Genomic DNA, 18797 nt, shown 5'->3' on the forward strand with positions numbered 1-18797 from the left:
GATCTGTGGCTGGCGGGAGGGACGGATGAAGGCGGTTCCGGAGAAGACCCCCACCGCACCGGCCCACCCCGATACCGCCCCCCGCTCGGACCAGGCGCCGGCACCCTCCGCCCCGGCCCCGGACCGCCGGGCCGTACAGCGCCTGCAACGGGCGGCCGGCAACGCGGCGGTCTCCCGCCTGGTGGCCCAGCGCTACACGGCCCCGGTCACACCGGCCCCCGCCCAGGCTCCCGGCTTCCGCAGCCTGAAGGCGTCCGTTGCGGCGAAGAAGACCCGGATCGCCGTCCACCCGCCCGCTGCCGCGGAGTCCAAGGCATCCCAGGACGCGGCGGTCGCGCCCCCGGACGACAGGGAAGCGCAGGGGAAGGCTGCCAACGCCGAGAAGATGAACGCGGCGAAGCCCGGCGAGTTCGACAAGAAGGCGTTCGTCGACGCCGTGAACAAGGCCATCGACGCGCAGGCCCCGAAGAATCTCGACGAGGCCGACAAGTTCTCCAAGTCGGGCAAGGCGGAGAAGGTCAAGGCGGAGGTCGACGGCAAGGTCACGGCCGGCAAGGAGTCGTCGGTCAAGGACATCGGCACGGCGACGAAGGCCCCGCCGGACACCTCGGCCGCCAAGGACAAGCCGGTCACCCCCCTCATCCCGGACCAGCCGCCGGGGAACCCGGGCGCTCCGTCCGCAGCGGACGCGATTCCGGCCGAACAGCCGCCTGCCGTCACGGACTTCTCCGAGGGCCCGGCTCAGAACGACCAGGCGATGGCGGACGCCGAGGTCACCGAGGACCAGCTCGCCAAGGGCAACGAACCGGAGTTCAACGCGGCCCTGGCGGCGAAGAAGACCGCCGAGACGGACTCGGCGAAGGCCCCCGCGAAGGGCAGGGCCGCCGAGAGCCGTCAGCTGAACACCGCCAAGGCGGGCGCGGCGGCCTCCGGCGCGGCCGCGATGTCCGCCCTCACCGCCACCCGGGCGCAGGCGGGCCAGAAGGTCGACGGCGGAAAGGGCGAGACCAAGTCGAAGGACGAGAAGAAGCGCGCCGAGGTGACGGCAAAGCTGCAGAAGGTCTACGACGGCACGAAGAAGGACGTCGAGACCACGCTCTCCGACCTGGACAAGAAGGTCGACACGGCGTTCACGGCCGGCGAGAAGGCGGCGCGGGACGCGTTCACGGCGGATCACAAGCGCCGGATGAAGAAGTACAAGGACAAGCGCTACTCGGGCTGGACGGGCAAGGCCCGCTGGGTGAAGGACAAGTTCGCCGGCCTCCCCCAGGAGGCGAACGACCTCTACCAGGAGGCCCGCAAGCTCTACGTCGCCCAGATGCAGACGGTGATCTCCTCGGTCGCCGACCTCATCGGTACGGAACTGGGCAAGGCGAAGGCCCGTATCGCCAAGGGCCGCACGGACATCAGGGCCGAGGTCGACAGACTCCCCGCAGCCCTCCGACAGTTCGGCGAGGAGGCGGCCAAGGACTTCGCCGGCAAGTTCGACGACCTGGAATCCACGGTCGACGAGAAGTCGGAGCAACTGGTCCAGGACCTGGCGTCGAAGTACACAGCGGCCCTGAACAAGATCGACGAAGAGATCAAGAAGCTCCAGGAAGCCAACAAGGGCCTGATCGACAAGGCGAAGGACGCGATCGTCGGCGTCATCCAGACGATCAACGAACTCAAGAACCTCCTCCTGGGCATCCTCGCCAAGGCCGCGGGCGCGATCATGAAGATCATCAAGGACCCGATCGGCTTCCTGGGCAACCTGGTACGCGCGGTCGGCGCGGGCCTCGAACTCTTCGTCACGAACATCGCCGAGCACTTGAAGACGGGCGTGGTCTCCTGGCTGCTCGGCACCGCGGTCAAGGCGGGCCTCGAACTCCCCCAGAAGTTCGACATGAAGGGCATCGTCCGGATCATCGGTTCGCTCCTGGGCCTGACCTGGGACAACATCAAAGCCCGCGTGACCCGCAAGGGCGTCCCGGCCGAAGCGATGGCGGCGGTCGAGACTTCGGTCCCGGTCGCGAAGAACATCGCCGCCGAGGGCCCGGCGGGCGCGGTCAAGGAAATCCAGGCGGAGGCCGGTGACCTCAAGGCCACGATCCTGCAGAAACTGACGACCTACCTGATCCCGACGGTCATCATCGCGGGCATCACGTGGATCCTCTCCCTGCTGAACCCGGCCTCGGCGTTCATCCGAGCGGTCAAGGGAATCATCGACATCGTCACGTTCGTGGTGACCCAGGGCTCCCAGATCGCGGAGTTCGTCAATGCGGTCCTGGACGCGGTGGTGGCGATAGCCAACGGCGGCCAGGCGGGCGTCCCGAAGATGGTCGAGACGGCGTTGGCGGCGAGCGTGCCGCTGCTGATCGGGTTCCTGGCGTCGTTGCTGGGCATCGGAAGCCTGGCCAACAAGGTCAAGAGCGTGTTCCACGCGGTGGCCAGACCCGTCAACCGAGCCATCGACAAGATTGTCGATCTCATCGCCAGAAGAGGAAGGGCACTTCGGAGCAAGCCGAAAAAGGAGGGCCAAGAGGAAGCAAAGTCAAAAAAGACAGACGAACCGACCGTTCGAGACGTCCGCAAGCCGTTCACCATGGGCAATGAGCAGCACACCCTGCTTCTGTCGATCAAGAACAAGAAGCCTCATGTCGAAATGGCTTCGGAGCATTGGAGATATCTCAAGAGGCTCATCGTGCTGGCTCGACTCGATCTTCCCAATCGCACCGCCGACCAGACTCAACGGAAAGAGATAACCGACGGACTCGCCCAGGTCGACCTGATCCTGGACCAGCTGGAGGCAGCCGGCGAGTGGGACTCCAACATCACCTTGCGGCAACGTCGTGAATTCGATCGCACGCTGGCAAACCTCACCGCTGTCCTCGGCGAGATAGGCGGTAAGTACGGATTCCCCAAGCTGAAGGAACTCAAGAAACCTTCGGACTGGCTTCTGGGTAACCTCATAAAAATGGACCTACGCGAGAACAAGCTGTTCCGCAAGGTCGTGTACGGCGGCTGGTCCCCCGCTTCCAACACGCTTCGTGCGACCACCAAGGCGAGCCTTCTGGCAGCCATGTCGACGGCCCCGGTGCGATCAGCCTGGTCGACAGATCCCAAGTTCGGGAAGCCCGGCGTGTACGTGTGCCCCGGCTACTCCGCCGGTGGCCTTCCGCCGCACCTTGCAGACAGCACCGACCCGGCGGAATTCCTCACTCTCGACCACGATTCACCGGTCTCCGGTCACTGGCAGAACCTGGGCAACAAGCGTGGACATCCAGAGCGAGAACGGTTTTACAACGATCCCGCAAACCTGGTTCCCATGTGCAACACCTGCAACGGCAAGAAGAGCGGTCCCCGCGTGAGCGACTGGATGGTCCATCAGGGCTTCTCCGACTATTTGGGACGTGGGCTTTGAGCACTTTCGCACTGTGGCATCCCACCTGCACTGCGGTTCAAGGAGGGTTTCGGTGTGCCGTCGACGTGACGGCCATGGAGTTCCAGGAGATCAACGAGGGTACAGACGCTCTGATGACGGCGTTCGCTCGCGCCCTCGGCATGGACGGAATTATCCGGGAGTGGAACGTCAGCCTCTTCCTGTCCCCGTACTACGCGTACGAAATATGGCCGGACCAGAGACCATTCGCCGAAGTCACTTCGCACACGGCCGACTGGCGAAATCGCTTCGGCCGGGCGTGGCATGCGTCGTGGCTGGTGACTGAGCAACCACCTTTCCAGTACGGCGGCCTCGGGCCGTACTTCGTCGACGAGATCGACCGCAGTTGGACCGATGAGCCGCGTTCGAGCGGGTCCGAGGACGAGTACGAAGTGGTCATTCTGGCCGACGGCAGCGGCAGCGCATCGTTCCTGGACGGTCTGGTCAGCCCCGAGCGGATCAGTGTGGTGGATGTACCGACCGGTCTTCTGCCACTGAACCGGGTGACGATCCGGCTGGGGCGCGTTCGTCCGCAGATCGTCGAATCGGACCTCGCCGCAATCCTGAGGGCCTTCGGGGTCAACCTCTACTCCACGCATCACCTTCTGACGAGGGACTATCACTTGCCGTGGCCTCATCTTGTTCCTTGGTGAAGCCCCGCGAAGTCACGGGTTTCCACCGCTTTGCGACGACGCGCAGCCCAGTTCACCCGGCGGCGGGCGAGGGCGAGGACTGCTTGGGCAGCAGCGCAGGCAGAGGTGGGAACAAGGCATTCGACGGCGACGTCCTGTTCCTCGCTGCCCCGGACGGCACCCCCGCTGGGGGGCTCCGATGCCGAGCCCGGCTGCACCCCGGACATCACCCGCGTGAGGCGCTGGGTCGTCACCGCGTGACGGATCAGTGGTCACGCATCAACCCACCCGCACACGAAGCGACTTCACGCCGTTGATGAAGTTCGACACCAGCCGGCGCGGTGGCGCCGCGAGCTGGAGGCCCCCGGCAGGGAGCACGCGGCACGCCTCCTCGTACAGCGCGCGCAGTTGCAGCCGCGCGAAATGCGCTCCCATGCAGACATGCGGGCCGTCACCGAAGGAGAGGTGCGGGTTCGGGGAGCGGGCCAGGTCCAGGGCGAACGGGTCGCGGAAGACGCGTTCGTCGTGGTTGGCCGAGGCGTGGAAGACGACCACCTTGTCGCCCCGGCGGATGCGGGTGCCCGCCAGGGCCGTGTCCTGGGTCGCGGTGCGGCGGAAGGTCAGGACCGGTGGGTGGCGGCGGAGCAGTTCGTCCACGGCGGTGGTGAACCCCACCTCGCCGTCGCGCAGGCGGGCGTACGCATCAGGGTGCTGGGTGAGCAGGTGCAGGCCGCCGGGGGCCGCGCTGCGTACCGTGTCGTTGCCCGCCACCACCAGCAGGAAGAAGAACATCTCCAGTTCCGGCGCGGTCAGTTCGCGGTCGGTGGCGAGAGCCGTCATCACGTCGTCGCCAGGGTGTCGGCGCTTGTGGACCGCCAGCGCGTGCGCGTAGGCGAACATGTCGCGCAGGGAAGCCGGGGAGCGTGGGTCGACCGGCTTGCCGTCCGGGTCGAGAGCCGGAGTTCCGGCCTCGTCCGGGTCCTGGTAGCCGATGACGCGTCGGGTCCAGTGGAGGAGGAGCGTGCGGTCGGCGTCCGGTACGCCCAGGAGGTCGGTGAGGTTGAGCAGGGCGTAGTCGTCGGTCACCTGGGTGACGAGGTCGCATGTACCGTCGCCGGACCGTGCCCCGGTGACCGCGCGGGTGAGGAGGGAGCGGGCCCGTTCGCGTACGACCGTCTCGAAGCGGTCCACTCGCTTCGGGGTGAAGGCGCGGCTGACGAGCGTACGCAGGCGCCGGTGGTGCGGTGGGTCCTGGTTGAGCATCATCCGGCGGATGAACGGCAGGTCGGCGGGGTCCGGGTCGCGGATCTGGGTGGCGCCGAGGTACGAGGAGTACGTGGAGGAGTCCTTCAGGACCCGGGTCACGTCCTCGTACCGGGTGACCGCCCAGAAGCCGGGGCCCGCCGGCCAGCCCAGCACCTCCGGCTCCTCCTGCCACGCCACGGGGTGGTGGTCGCGCAGGTGACGGTAGCGCTCGTGCGGGACGCCCCGCTCGTACTGCCTGGGGTCGAACACGTCCGGCACGCTCACGCCGTCGCCTCGCCGCCCTCCGCGTCCGCCCGCAGGAAGTCCTCCACGACCCGGATCAGGTCGAGCGGAGCCTCGTCCATCGCGTAGTGGCCGCAGGACGGCAGTTCCACCAGTTCGGCGTGCGGAAACCAGCGCATCCAGGTGGCACGCTGCAGGTCCGCGGAGAGGGCCGGGTCGAGTGCGCCCACCACCGCCAGGGCGGGGACCGGCGAACCGTCGACCCGGTCGTGGAAGTCCTCGCCCGCCCACGAATCCAGCCAGGCCCGGAACGCCGTCGCGTCGCTGCACTCGACCGAACGGCGCACCATGCGATCCAGCCAGGCAGCCGGGCGTCCGCCTCCGGTGGTGATGTCGATGATGGCCCGGCGGTTGTCCGGGTTCCGCGCCGCGTCGGCGAACAGCTCCCACTGCTCGGGCGGCAGGGGCAGGCCGGACGCGGGGACCGGTGACACCCCGACGACCCTGCGCACCCGCTGCGGCGCGGCCGCCAGCGTCCGCTGGACGACGGAGCCCCCCATCGAGTGGCCGATCAGCGAGAAGCGGTCCCAGCCGAGCCGGTCGGCCAGCGCGAGTACGTCCGCGGCTCCCTCGGCCGTGGTGTACGTGCCGCTCGCGTCCCTGGCCTCGCCGTATCCCCGGAGATCGACGAGCGCGTACTGGAACGAACCGATGTCAAGGTCCGGCAGCACCGCGTCGTACGCGGAGCGGTCGGCGAACCAGCCGTGTACCGCGATCACCTTGTGCGGGCCCTCGCCGTGCAGGGCATGAGGCAGAACGGACCATGCGGTCACACCGGCTCCCGTCGCAGTGCGGCAGTCATCTGTCGGTCGACAGAGCGTCCGCCCGCCCACGGTGGCGGGAAGCACCGGTCCGCGCAAGGGCACACGCGGAGGCCGCCGCGACTGCTTCACCGGGGACGGACCGCGATGCCGCGCCTCTCACGGGTGAGGACGGCCCCGAATCCGGCACGGCCGTCGGATCCAGGCTCAGGACCAGCCCATCTCGCCGTGCCGGGAGACGAAGCGCCCGGTGCCGGCGCCGGGCCCCTCGGTGGCGAGGGCGACGATCGCGTCCGTGCCCTCGGTGACGGTCTGCGGACCGCTGTGCCCGTTGAGGTCGGTCGCGGTGTAGCCGGGGTCGGCGGCGTTGACGCGGATGCCCTTGAGCGCTTTGGCGTACTGCGTGGTCAACATCGTCAGTGCCGCCTTCGAAGCGGTGTAGAGCGGCACGACGACGTGCGATTCGGGCCGGGCGGGGTCGTGGGTGAGCGCGAGGGAGCCCATGCCGCTGCTGACGTTGACGATCGCGGGGTCGTCGGAGTGGTGCAGCAGCGGCAGGAACGCGGTGGTGGTGCGGATGACGCCGATGACGTTGACCTCGAGGACGGCGCGGGCGTCGGCGGCGGTGAGGCCGCTGGGATCTCCGGCGGGGCCGTGGACGCCGGCGTTGTTGATCAGGACATCGATCCTGCCCTCGTGTTCGGCGACGTTCGCGGCCGCGGCGGCCACGGACGCGTCGTCCGTCACGTCGATGGGGACGTAGCGTGCGCCGAGCGCGGCGGCGGTCTCCTCACCCTGCTCGCGGTTGCGCGCTCCGACGAGAACGGTGTGGCCGCGCTCGATCAAGCGGCGGGCGGTCTCGCGGCCGAGACCCTTGTTGGCTCCGGTGATGAAGGTGATCGTCATGTGGTCGATGGTGGTGCCGTCCGGAGAAGCGCACCAGGGACGCCTCGACGGTAGGAAAGCCTGTACCCCCCTCACGCCCGCCCACATGACCGGGCATGCGGGAGGATGGAGATCATGCCGACGACACCCGAATCCGGACTGGGCGCCATGATCCGTACGTGGCGGGACCGGCTGCCGCCGTCGGCCGCCGGACTGCCGGTGGCCCACGGGCGTCGGACCGCCGGGCTGCGGCGGGAAGAGCTGGCTGACCTGGCCGGTGTCTCCGTCGACTACGTCGTGCGCCTGGAGCAGGGGCGGGCCACCACCCCCTCGGTGTCCGTGGCGGCGGCCCTGGCGCGCGCTCTGCAGCTGTCCACCGCTGAGCGCGACCACCTGTACCGGCTGGCCCGGCTCGCGCCGCCGCTGGACGGCGCGATCTCCGATCACCTCGCGCCCGGCGTGCAGCGGGTACTCGCCCGCCTCGGGGACGTGGCGGTCGCGGTGTTCGCCGCCGACTGGCAACTGGTGTGGTGGAACCATGGGTGGGCCGCCCTGCTGGGCGACCCCGGCGCCTCGCCGCCGCGGCTGCGCAACTTCGCCCGTGACAGGTTTCCGGTGGGCGCGGGCCCAGCCCACCTCGCGCGGTGGCCGGTGACCGAGGCGGACCGCGACGCCACGGACGCGGCCGTCGTCTCCGACCTGCGCCGCGCCACCGGCCGCTTCCCCCGTGACAGCCGCTTGGCCGCGCTGATCCGCGATCTGCACGCGGTCAGCCCGAGGTTCGCCGAGCTGTGGGCGACGGGGGTGGTGGCGGCACATCGCGAGGACCACAAGACGATCGACCACCCGTTCGTGGGCCCGGTCACGGTGGACTGCGACGTCCTGACCGACGGCGACTCCGAACTCAAGATCGTCATCCTGACCGCCGCGCCCGGCAGCGAGGACGAGACCAAGCTGCGGCTCACCGCCATCTCCGGCGCACCGGCCACCACGCACCACTGATCCGGCCCGTCCGCCTGACGATGGACTGCGCGAACGGCTGCTCAGGGCGTGCCGGGCCACGCTGCGTGACGCTGGGCTGTCGCCGCCCTGCGTGACCGTGCCGAGCGGCCGGCCGGGACTCGTCGGCGGACTCCACGGACTCGTGGGGTCGGTTCACCCTTCGAGCAGGCGTCTGCCCTTCACCCCTGCACCAGTGCCAGATACGGCCCGAACTCCGACGCCAGCGTCAGCCGCCCCAGCTTCTGGTACTCCCGCTGGATGGCGTGGATCAGCGTCGCCATGGTCACCGCACGCCCGGTGTCCGCCGCCAGGTACGCCGCCGTCACCGCGATCGAGCGGATGTTGCCGCCTGCCAGCTCGAAGTTCTCGGCGCAGAAGGCGAGATCCAGGTCCGTGCCGCGCGGGAGCACCGTCCCCAGGCAGCGCTCCCAGAGCACCAGGCGTTGTTCCGGGTCCGGGACGGGGAAGTCGATGACCAGGTCCAGGCGGCGGGTGAACGCGTCGTCGAGGTTGGCGCGGAGGTTGGTGGCGAGGATGGCGAGGCCGTCGAAGGACTCCATGCGTTGCAGCAGGTACGCGCTCTCGACGTTGGCGTAGCGGTCATGGGCGTCCTTCACGTCCGAGCGTTTCCCGAAGATCGCGTCCGCCTCGTCGAAGAGGAGGACGCCGTTCACCCCCGCCGCCTCGGTGAAGATGCGTTCCAGGTTCTTCTCGGTCTCGCCCACGTACTTGTCGATGACCGTCGCCAGGTCGACGGTGTAGAGGTCCAGGCCGAGGTCGGCCGCGATCACTTCCGCCGACATGGTCTTGCCCGTGCCGGAGTCGCCTGCGAAGAGGGCCGACACGCCGCGGCCCCTGCCTCCTCCCGGGCGCATGCCCCACTCCCCCAGGACCCGGTCGCGGTGGCGGGCGCGGGCGGTGAGTTCGCGGAGCTGGGCGTGGGCGTCCGGTGGCAGGACCAGGTCGTTCCAGGTCACGGCGGGTTCGATGCGGCGGGCCAGGCGGTCCAGGCCGGCGGCGTTCTGGGCGCGGGCTCCCTGACGTACGTGGTCGGGGGTGAGGGTTCCACCGTCGAGCTGTGCCGTCTGCGCCGCGCTGCGGGCGGCGCCGGTGACCTGCTCCGGGGTGAGGAGGAAGGGGGCGAGGAGGTGGTCGGGGTCGATGGCTGCCGGAACGGGGGCGGATGTCGTGTGTGTGTAGGCGTCGCTCCACAGTGCGCCGCGTGCCGACGGCTCGACTCTCGGGGCGTGCAGGAGCAGCGGGGGGACCGTCGACCAGGAGGCGTCCCAGGGGGCACGGCCCACCATCACCGTCGGTACGGGTGTGGCCGTCAGCAGCCGGACCAGGTGCGGGTGTTCGCGGCAGAGCGCGTCCAGCGGGGCGCAGACGAGGCCCGCGTGTGTCAGGTGGGCCTCACGGACCAGGGAACGTATCGCGTCGGCCGGTGCGGGATCCTCCGCCAGCCGGGCCAGGTCCAGGCCGAGTACTCCCAGGCCGGCGCGGGCGAGTGCCGATGCGGCGAGTGCCGTGCCCGCCCCGCCCTGGTCCTCGCTCAGGTAGGCCAGCGGGAGTCCGCCGGCCAGGACCCGGGCCAGGGGGGCGGGGTCGCCCACGCCCGCCACCGCGCGCCAGGGGGCCAGGAGTTCGGCGAGGCGGGGATCTCTGGTGTCGTCGCCTAGGAGGTGAGCGGTGACGCGGTCCGGGACGCGCAGCGCGCGGCTCAGGAACGGGCGGTCCAGGTCCTCGGCCAGCAGCAGCCCGGTGTGACGCAGCGGGGCGCGGGCCGCGAGCCGTCCCCGCGCCACCGCGTCGGCCGGCGACAGCCCGCACAGGCCCAGCGCGAGGCCGATGGAGGGGCGGCGGCGGGTCACGTCGTCGTTGAGGTAGCCGTAGAACGCCTCGAAGCGGTCGTCCAGATCCGGGACGAGTGCGATCAGCAGGATCTCGACGTCGAGTGCGGTGAGTCCGAAGCCGGCCTGCAGCGAGGCGAGACGGGAGGCGGGGGTCTGCGCCGGAGGCTCTTGCGGGCGCACGGGTTCCGGGAAGCCCCGGGCGCCGTCCTCGTCCAGCAGCCGCGCCACGTTCTCGTCGGTGAGGTACAGCCCCCGGAACTCGTCCTCCGGGTCCGGGTCGGTGCGCTGCCGGGCCTCGACCGCACGGCGGACGCGGTGCTCGACGTCCACGGCGCGGGCGAGCAGATGGCGCAGGTTCGGATCGTCGTGGGGGTGGCCGGGGAGTGTCATGCGGTGCTGTCCTCCGGACGGCCGTCCTGGGTGCGTCGGTTCTCGGTGATCCGCAGGGCGAGGCCCCGGCGGGGCTCCGGGGAGCCGGGCGCGGCCCCGGGCGCCGGTCGCCTCGGGCGGCTGCCGTACACCGGGAGGCCGCCGCGTCCCGGCGTCGGCTCGCGTCGCGGTTCGAGGGGCGGCGGTATGTCGCCGAAGTGCGCCCGGAGCCCTTCCTCGCCCACCGGCGGGCCCGCCGTGTACGTCGGCGAGGCCGTCACGGGGACGCTGACCACCAGGTCCAGCGAGGGCTTGAGTTCCCCGCCGAGCGCGCTCCACACATCCGCGAAGGAGCGGTCCTCCGGTGGTGGCAGCGCGATCGACATCGGCACGGCGGCCCCTATCTCGGCGAGGGAGCCCGCCAGACGTTCCGGGGGCAGTGCCTCATACCCCAGCAGGCAGCCGAGCAGGGAGGACAGCAGCCGGTGCTCGTCCTCCGGGCGCTTGGTCCATGCCGTGATCAGGTACGACAGCTTGAAGTAGCGGGGCGGCCGCCGGCGGGCGACGACGGCGCCGTGTTCGTCGTACTCGTTGTGGAGTCCGCGCTCCCGGCGCCTCATGTCCTCGCGGATGTCGTAGAGGTAGAGGTTGACCATGGGGGCGTTCACCTTCGCCGCCCACTCCCGGGTCGGTGCGTCGAAGACGACCGCGATCTGACCGCCTCCGAGCACCTCCGCCCGGATGAGGGAGCGCAGTACGTCGTCCACCTCGTGGATCATCCCGGGTCTCTTCCTCTCATGTCCGGCCCTTGAAGTCCGGTGGCTGGAGGTTGCGTTGGACGACGAGGACCGGGGCCTGGAGCCGGGGGAGGCCGCGGATGTCGGCGCGCAGGATGCGCGGGCCGAGGGTGTCCTTGCGCAGCACCAGCACCTGCGCCTCGAACGTGCCGTCGCGGCCCACCCGCACCCCCGACCGGTCACCGGTGATGCCGATGTCCCACGTGAGGTCCATGGTCTCGCCGGGCGGACAGTCCCTCCCGCGGGCCAGTACGGGCTGCCCCGGCTTGGCGACCTGCGGGGTGACGGTGAGGGAGGGCTTCAGCACGCGCAGCCGGTCCGTGTCCTGGTTGTCGGCCGCGTTGCGGTCCGGGACGGTGCCGCGCACCGTGGCCCGGACGTTCCCGGTGATCGCCGTGCGGTACGTCGCCGTCTGCGTCACCTCGATCCTGCCGCCGGCCGGAATCGTGCACGGCTTCGCCGCCGTGCAGCGGGTCAGGGCGGGCAGACCGCGGTCTGTCGACGCGGGCGGCTGCGGCCAGGCCGCGTCGATGACGACGTCCCTGGCGGTGTCCGGGCCGGCGTTGGTGATCGTGAAGCGGGCGCGGGCGGGGCGGGTGACGTATGTACGGTCCGGGCTGACGTCGGCCTTGACCGCGATCTCCGCCAAGGACGGCACCGGTCGCGGCGGTGCCGGGGGCCGCGGGGGCGGCGGCGGTTCCAGCACCTCGAAGCGTGCGGTGTCGGTGCCGGTGTTGCCCGCCGCGTCCGTGGCCGAGCAGGTGACCGTCGTCGTGCCGATCGGGAAGAACGACCCGGACGCGGGGGTGCAGGTGACGGGCACAGGGCCGTCGTGGGCATCCGTTGCCGTCGCTGTGTACCTGATCCGTCCTCCGTCGTCGTTCTCCGGCCTGGCGACGCGGTCGTCCACGGTGACGACGGGGGCGTCGACGTCGTTGACGTCGATGCTGATCCGCTGCTGGAAGTCGGGGTCGGCCACCGCTGCCGGGCCGATCGTGTCCGTTCCCGGCACCTGGGTACCGAGCAGGAACTGCACCGTGCAGGTGAGGGTGGTGCCCTGCGGCGCGTCGGCGGAGACGTCGATGTTCTCGGCGAAGTGCGCGGTCTCGCCGCTGGTCAGCCGGCGGATGGGCGGGTCGAGGGAGACGGTGAGGTGGGGGTCGCAGTCGTCGAGCCGGTAGCCGACGGAGGTGGGGAGGTTGTTGAGGCCCTCGACGATGGCGTCGGTCACCCCGTCCCCGGGAATGCCGTTCAGCATGCGTCCGTCGGTGGCCGCGGTGATGCGTGTGGCCTGGTCCGGCTCGTGATACGGATCCTGGTAGGTGGGGCTCTTGTAGCCGAAACCGTTGAGGCCGTCCCCGTTCTCGGTCGTCACGTCGACGGCGATGACCCGCACGCCCTTGTCCTGGAGGGCGAAGACGGCTTCCGCGTAGGGGATCTTGTTGCTCGGGTCGTGGCTCGACGCGTCTCCGACGAGGACGACGACCGGACTGGATCCGTCCCGGAACACCGTCTTGCCCTGCGCACCCCCGGCCACCTGCCACAGGGCGTAGATCCAGTCCTCCGACGGTCCGCTGCTCTTGTATCCGCGGCCGGTCCCGAGCCTGTCGACGCCCTGCTCCTGGACCGCTGTCAGATCGTCCGTCAGCCCTTGGAGCACCTCGAACTCCGCCGTCGGGTCGTCCTTCTCGTCACCGTAGGTGGCCACGGCGAACCAGGCGTCCGGCTGCTCGGCGCGCACCGTGTCGGTGATGTCTTTCAGACCGGCCCTCACATCGCCGATGGGGACGCCCATGCTGCCGGTGCCGTCCACCAGCAGCACCACATCCGGCTTCGGTGGAATGGCCGGTGTGCGCACCGTCTTGTCCACCCCCGTCGACCCGCCCGGGTCGAGCGCCTCGTGCAGGCTCGCCGGTGTGACCCACGGCTCGGGTGGAACCGGCACCGCCGTCGCCACGCCCGTCCCGGCCGAGGCGGGTGCGAGGCCGGCGGCCAGCAACAGCAGGACCAGAGCCACCGAACGACGCGCGCCGGTGCGTCCCCGTGACCGTTCCTCCGGCCGTATCCACCGCACCGCATCTCTCCCCCGCACCCGGACCTCCCACCGAAGAGCAGCGCCCAACGGTCCCGCGGTCCCACGCCTCCCGCAGCGGAAGGTGAGCCACATCCCCGGGAAGCCGGTGCTGCCCTTTGGGGCAGCGGTGCGGGGCGGCAGCACCCGGGCCCCGCCGCCGCCCACGCCGGGAGGCGCGTCCGAAGAGCTCGGCGAGCCGCCGGGCCGCCACCGGTCCGGCGGCGACCCGCTCCTCGCCCAGTTGGGCGGGCGGAGCACGAGATCAGATCAGGCCCTGCCGCATGGCGTACGCCACCGCGTGGGACCTGTTGCGCAGTTGGAGGCGGGTCATCACCGAATGCAGCACGTTCTTGATCGTGCGTTCGGAGTACGCCAGTTTCGTGGCGATGTCCGCGGTGTCGTACCCCTCGGCCACCAGTCGCAGCACATCCACCTCGCGTGCGGCGAGACCGGTGAAGTGCAGTCCGCGCGGCCCCAGCACCTGGCCCTGGAGCCGGCCCACCTCCGCCAGGAGCCTCCCCAGCAGATCGGAGGGAAGATGGCCCTCGCCCCGCGCCACCGTCTCTATGACGTGGACCAGGTGTTCGGGGGTCGACTGCGCCCGCCTGATCACCCCGACCACCCCGCACTCCGCCGCGCTCACCAGTTTCTGCTCGTCGATGTCCGTGGTGACCAGCACGGCACGCGAGTCACTGGTGCGCTGGATGTGGCGCAGTGTCCTCAGCACGTCCTCGTCGACCGTGTCGACGACCATGACGACGACCTCGGGCGAGGTCCCGTCCTCTCCCCACTCCACGACGTTCACCTCGGGGCGGGCCCTCAACTGGCTGGCCACGCCTGCTTGCGAGATCGGATCCTGGGCCCGTAACGCGACCGTGGTGCGTTCCATCCGTTCCATGCCGAAGCTCCCCCCTAGGGCAACAGCTGGAAGGCCCCAACGAGCACATGCCTCGCAGCCGTTCTCGTCCGCCTCATTGGTTATGAGGCGGACAGAAGATGCCCTTGTTCACCGACCAGGAAACTAACGGGGCGTCAGGGGCACTCGATCTGCCCGAAAGTGTTCCTTCGGGGCCGATGTCCGACGGCCACGGCGACTCTACGGTCCGCCCTATGAGTCTCACGGCAAGTCTCGACGCCTCGTCCGTCAGCGCCGCACCGGGCGAGGAGACGGCTGTCCCCCTGACGGTCCGCAACTCGGGTGCGACCGTCGAGGAGTACCGCTTCGAGGTGGTGGGTGCGTGTGCCGCCTGGTCGTCGGTGGAGCCGGCTGTCCTTTCGCTGTACCCGGGCGACTCCCGGACGGTTTCTCTCATGCTGCGTCCGCCGCGCGACGCGACCGTGCCTGCGGGTGAGACGCCGTTCGGGATCCGGGTCGTGCCCACCGGTGAGCAGGGACGGACCGTGGTGCCGGAAGGCCGGGTGACCGTGCTGCCGTTCACCGGGACTACGGCCGAGCTGGTCCCGCGCAGCTCGCACGGATCGCTGCGCGGACGACACCAGCTGGCTGTCGACAACCGGGGCAACACACCGGTCACGGTCCGGCTGGGGGCCCAGCCCGGCAGCGAGCTCGCACGCGTCGCGTTCGCCGTGACCGAACTCCAGGTGGCGCCCGGCCACGCGGAGTTCGGGAGACTGCGGGTCAGCCCGGTGAAGCGGATGTGGCGCGGTACGCCGGTGACGCATCCCTTCCAGGTCTTCGCCGCCACCCAGGTGGCCGAGGGTGAGGAACCGGTGGCTCCGGTCCTCGTCGACGGCTCCTACCAACAAGAACCCCTGCTCCCGCGCTGGCTGCCCCGGGCGCTCATCACCGCGGCCGTGCTGCTGGTCGCCCTCGCCGGGATCTGGTACGCGTTGCTGCGCCCGGCCGTGAAGTCCGTGGCCCGGGAGGCGGTCACCCCCGAGGCGGTACGCTCCGCCGCCGCGGCCGACACGAGCAAGGCGCCGCAGCAGGGCGACGCGGCAGGGGCGGGCGCCGACGCCGGCACCGGTGACGCGGCCGGGGCGGACTCGGGCGGCGGCGCCTCGAAGCCCACGGCGAGCCCCTCCGCGGAGGCGGAACCGAGTACGGCGGCGGACGCCGGGGCGGCCGTTCCGACGAGTGCGCAGGTCCGGGTCAGGGACGCGGTGGGCGGTGGTACGAACACCGGGGCCGCCCTCCGGGTGCCGAAGGGCCACACGTTCCAGCTGACCGACATCGTCGTGCAGAACCCGCAGGGTGACGCCGGAACCGTCGTCATCTCGGCCGGCGCGAACACGAGTGTGCTGAGTCTCGGGCTGGAGAACTTCCGTGACTCCGACTACCACTTCGTGACGCCGATCCTCGTCCCGGCGGGCGGCAGGGTCACGATGACCATCGACTGCCGCAAGGTGGGCAAGCCGGTCGGCGCCCGCACGCCTTCACGCTGCTCGGAGTCGCTGTTCCTCGGCGGCACGATGCGCCCCGACTCCGCGGGCTGACACCGAGCGCGCCGCCCCCGCGGGCCGGCGCCGGGGCGCCCCGGCCCCACAGGCTGACACCGGGGCGCCCCGGTTCCTCCGGCACGGGCACATCACTGCCGGAGGAGCCCCTCAGGCAGGCGGGGCCTCTTCGTCCTCCTCCGGGCTCTTCACCTCAGCCCGCTGGACGAACGACCCCTGCACATCGGCCGGCTGCTCGTCCTCGTCCTCCGTGGCAGCCCGCTGCACGGCAGGGGCGGCAAAGGCGGCGGACGGCGAGGCGGAAGGGGCGGCCGGCGCCGGTGCCGGGTCCGAGAGCACCCGGTCCGCGTTCGCCACGGCCTCCCGCTCGAAGCGGTCCGAGGGGTCGCTGACCCGGATCCCTCCGGGGGCCTCCGTGCCCTCCACCGGTCCGCTGCGCTGCTGGATCACATGGGTCAGCTCGTGAGCCAGTGTCGTGCGGCCCTGCGGGGACGAGGGGTCGTACGCGTCGCGCTGGAACACCACGTTGTTCCCCACGGTGTACGCGTGCGCACCGACGCCCTTCGCCGATTCGTGCGCGGCGGAGTCGTTGTGGATCCGCACGTCGGAGAAGTCCGCGCCCATCCGGCCCTCGAGATCCGTGCGGGTCTCGGTGTCCAGCGGGGCGCCGCCGCCGGACGTGATGACGTCGTGGACCGGGGACCGTGGCTCCTGCCCGTCCTGCTCGGTCGCCGCCGCCCTGGAGCGCTGGATCATCGGGCCGAGCGCGGCATTGCCGACCGTCCGCTGGAGCACGCCCATCCCGGCCGTTCCGACGACGTCCGCCCGGCCGGTGGCCGCCGCCCGGAAGAGGTGGTGCGTGTCCGCTCCCGCGTCGTGCGCGTCGGGGGCGCGCTGGGCCACGGCGGCGTCGCCCGTCAGGCGGTCCCCGTGCAGCCACTCGAGACCGTCCGCGCTCTCCCGCTGCGGAGTACGGTGTTCGGTTTCGGGGTCGTGCTGGCGCTCGTGGTCCTGTGCGTTCATCGTCGTCTCCCTGACCGCACCGTCGCGGGCGTGCACCGCGCGGGACCGCAGCGACCCGCCCGCCTGTCGGTTCTCCACCCTCGCGGCAGCCTCGCCGCCCCGTCCAGCCCGCGTCCGGCGGGCCCGGGGCATCCGGCGCTGCCTCTTGGGGCAGCCAGGCGGTACGAACGGCCGTCGGGCCGTGTCCCCGCACGTTCCATGAGCGGTGGCAGCCGAGGGGCGTTCCGGTGCCCGGGCGCGGCACCTCGCCGGCCCACCCGGCTAATCCGGACCGCCTTCGAGGGGCGCTCGACGGGAAGTTGACGCCATGCGAAGTCAGCCTTCCCGTCCACGGCGTAGCCGTCACCGCTCCGGCGTATGCCGACGGAGCCGCAGGACATCGTCGCCGAAGAACCGGGCGTCCCGCCCGACATGGTGGATCACTCCCCTAACGCCCCGATGCTCGGTCATGCTCGAAACCTGGCAGCCGTGAACAAGTATTGGCATGCCAACGTCACTCCCGCGAGAGTCGTTCTCGCCCGTGATGCCGGTCGCGTAGCGAGGAGCGTTGTCGCATGCCTGAAATCCCTGCAGTCTCACGCCGTTCGGTCCTGGGAGGAACGCTGGCCACGGGGGCGCTCGCCGTCGGGATCGGTGCGGCCGTGCCGGCTGCGGCGGCCCCCGCGGCCGCCGCCTCCGTACTCGCCCCGGCGGCCGCCCCCCGCCGGCGAGCGGGTCAGAAGTCGATGGTGGACGTCCCCTTCGAGCCGTACGCGACGGTGCGCGTGGGGGTGATCGGGCTCGGCAACCGGGGTTCCGGGATGACCACGGGCTGGTCCGTCATTCCCGGCTGCGTCGTGACCGCCGTCTGTGACATCCGGGCCGACCGCGCCAAGCGCACCGCCGACCAGCTGGTCACGGCCGGCAAGCCGCGTCCGGCGGAGTTCGGCGGTCTCGCCGACAGCTATGCCGAGATGCTCAAGCGCGACGACATCGATCTCGTCTACATAGCGACGCCCTGGGAGTTCCATTACGAGCAGGGCAAGGCATCGCTCCTGGCCGGCAAGCACGTGGTCGTCGAGTTGCCCATCGCGACTGAGCTCGACGAACTCTGGGACCTCGTGGACACCTCGGAGCGCACCCGGAAGAACCTGATGCTGTCCGAGAACTGCAGTTACGGGCGCAACGAGCTGGCCATGCTGAAGATGGCCCACGAGGGCCTGTTCGGCGACGTCACCAACGGTCACGGCGGCTACCTCCACGACCTGCGCTCGCTGCTGTTCTCCGACACCTACTACACGGACTCCTGGCGCCGTCTGTGGCACACCCGCTCCACCGCGTCCTTCTACGCCATGCACGGCCTGGCTCCGATCGCCGCCGCCATGGACGTCAACCGCGGTGACCGGATGACCACGCTGACGGCCACCGCCACGGCGCCCAAGGGGCTCGCCGACTACCGGGAGCGCTTCATGCCGAAGTCGCACCCGTCCTGGAACGAGACGTACGTCAACGGCGACCTGGTCACCTGCCAGATCCGGACGGCCAAGGGCCGGACGATCCGGGCCGAGCACGCGGTGAGCTCGCCCCGCCCGTACAGCCGGATCAACTCGCTCGTCGGCAGCCGCGGCATCTTCGAGGACTACGCGGGCACCTCGTCCACCGATGCCCGCGTCTACTTCGAGCCGGACCACAGCGGCGACACCTGGCGCGACTTCGAGACGTACCGCAAGGAGTTCGACCACTGGCTGTGGAAGAAGATCGGTGACGACGCCGCGAACAACGGCGGTCACGGCGGCATGGACTACGTCCTGCAGTGGCGCACGGTCCAGCTGATGCGGGCCGGGCTGGTCCCCGACATCGACGTGTACGACTCCGCCTCCTGGTGCGCACCGGTCCCGCTGAGCGTCATGTCCCTCGCCGCCAAGGGGCGTCCCGTGGAGATCCCGGACTTCACCCGTGGCTCCTGGGTCAACCTGCGCATGGGACTCGACTCCCGCACCACCGAGATGCCCCCCGTCGTCCGATGACCTCCCCC

Annotated in this window: 13 protein-coding genes; 5 read left to right on the forward strand and 8 right to left on the reverse strand. The window is 70.6% G+C overall.

Features of this window, described 5'->3' with window-relative positions; genetic code table 11:
* Window positions 1-25: 25 nt before the first annotated feature.
* Together ABZ454_RS04490 and ABZ454_RS04495 are read left to right on the forward strand one after the other, a co-directional pair.
* A complete protein-coding gene (locus ABZ454_RS04490) occupies window positions 26-3403 on the forward strand; it encodes a hypothetical protein (RefSeq protein ID WP_359536030.1) in 3378 nt (1125 codons plus the stop codon).
* 74 nt (window positions 3404-3477) lie between these two features.
* Window positions 3478-4074 (forward strand): hypothetical protein, encoded by a 597-nt coding sequence (locus ABZ454_RS04495; protein WP_359536031.1) that lies wholly within the window; start codon window positions 3478-3480, stop codon window positions 4072-4074.
* Window positions 4075-4332: 258 nt separating this feature from the next.
* Here ABZ454_RS04495 and ABZ454_RS04500 read toward each other — a convergent pair whose 3' ends face one another.
* The 3 genes from ABZ454_RS04500 to ABZ454_RS04510 form a co-directional block, all read right to left on the reverse strand.
* The gene (locus tag ABZ454_RS04500) at window positions 4333-5583 is read right to left on the reverse strand and encodes a cytochrome P450 (protein WP_359536032.1); all 1251 of its coding nucleotides are present in this window, start codon (window positions 5581-5583) and stop codon (window positions 4333-4335) included.
* Window positions 5580-6374: an alpha/beta hydrolase gene (locus tag ABZ454_RS04505; protein ID WP_359536033.1), complete on the reverse strand. Its 795-nt coding sequence runs from the start codon at window positions 6372-6374 to the stop codon at window positions 5580-5582. Before ABZ454_RS04505 ends, ABZ454_RS04500 begins: the two co-directional genes overlap by 4 nt.
* 195 nt (window positions 6375-6569) lie before the next feature.
* Window positions 6570-7268 (reverse strand): SDR family NAD(P)-dependent oxidoreductase, encoded by a 699-nt coding sequence (locus ABZ454_RS04510; protein ID WP_359536034.1) that lies wholly within the window; start codon window positions 7266-7268, stop codon window positions 6570-6572.
* 114 nt (window positions 7269-7382) lie between these two features.
* On the opposite strand from ABZ454_RS04510, the gene ABZ454_RS04515 reads away from it, so the two are divergent.
* Complete coding sequence (locus ABZ454_RS04515) at window positions 7383-8249, forward strand: helix-turn-helix transcriptional regulator (RefSeq protein ID WP_359536035.1); 867 nt, start codon at window positions 7383-7385, stop codon at window positions 8247-8249.
* Between the two features lie 179 nt (window positions 8250-8428).
* On the opposite strand, the gene ABZ454_RS04520 is transcribed toward ABZ454_RS04515, so the two are convergent.
* The 4 genes from ABZ454_RS04520 to ABZ454_RS04535 form a co-directional block, all read right to left on the reverse strand.
* Window positions 8429-10492 (reverse strand): ATP-binding protein, encoded by a 2064-nt coding sequence (locus ABZ454_RS04520; RefSeq protein ID WP_359536036.1) that lies wholly within the window; start codon window positions 10490-10492, stop codon window positions 8429-8431.
* Window positions 10489-11250 carry a DUF4255 domain-containing protein gene (locus ABZ454_RS04525; protein ID WP_359536037.1) on the reverse strand — a complete coding sequence of 254 codons (762 nt, stop codon included), beginning with the start codon at window positions 11248-11250 and terminating at the stop codon, window positions 10489-10491. The genes ABZ454_RS04520 and ABZ454_RS04525 overlap by 4 nt, the downstream gene beginning before the upstream one ends.
* 16 nt (window positions 11251-11266) lie before the next feature.
* Window positions 11267-13285 (reverse strand): HYR domain-containing protein, encoded by a 2019-nt coding sequence (locus tag ABZ454_RS04530; protein ID WP_359536038.1) that lies wholly within the window; start codon window positions 13283-13285, stop codon window positions 11267-11269.
* Window positions 13286-13604: 319 nt separating this feature from the next.
* Window positions 13605-14231, reverse strand: coding sequence for a response regulator transcription factor (locus tag ABZ454_RS04535; RefSeq protein WP_356318192.1), 627 nt, complete (start codon window positions 14229-14231; stop codon window positions 13605-13607).
* 221 nt (window positions 14232-14452) lie between these two features.
* On the opposite strand from ABZ454_RS04535, the gene ABZ454_RS04540 reads away from it, so the two are divergent.
* Complete coding sequence (locus ABZ454_RS04540; protein ID WP_359536039.1) at window positions 14453-15799, forward strand: hypothetical protein; 1347 nt, start codon at window positions 14453-14455, stop codon at window positions 15797-15799.
* A gap of 111 nt (window positions 15800-15910) precedes the next feature.
* Here the strand turns inward: ABZ454_RS04540 and ABZ454_RS04545 are convergent, their stop codons facing one another.
* Window positions 15911-16783 carry a DUF4157 domain-containing protein gene (locus ABZ454_RS04545; protein WP_359536040.1) on the reverse strand — a complete coding sequence of 291 codons (873 nt, stop codon included), beginning with the start codon at window positions 16781-16783 and terminating at the stop codon, window positions 15911-15913.
* 554 nt (window positions 16784-17337) lie between these two features.
* Between ABZ454_RS04545 and ABZ454_RS04550 the strand changes: the two genes are divergently transcribed.
* Entirely contained in the window at window positions 17338-18789 is a 1452-nt protein-coding gene (locus ABZ454_RS04550; RefSeq protein ID WP_359536041.1) for a Gfo/Idh/MocA family oxidoreductase, read from the forward strand.
* Window positions 18790-18797 lie beyond the last annotated feature (8 nt).

It is taken from the genome of Streptomyces sp. NPDC005803 (genome assembly GCF_040630435.1).
GTDB lineage: Bacteria > Actinomycetota > Actinomycetes > Streptomycetales > Streptomycetaceae > Streptomyces.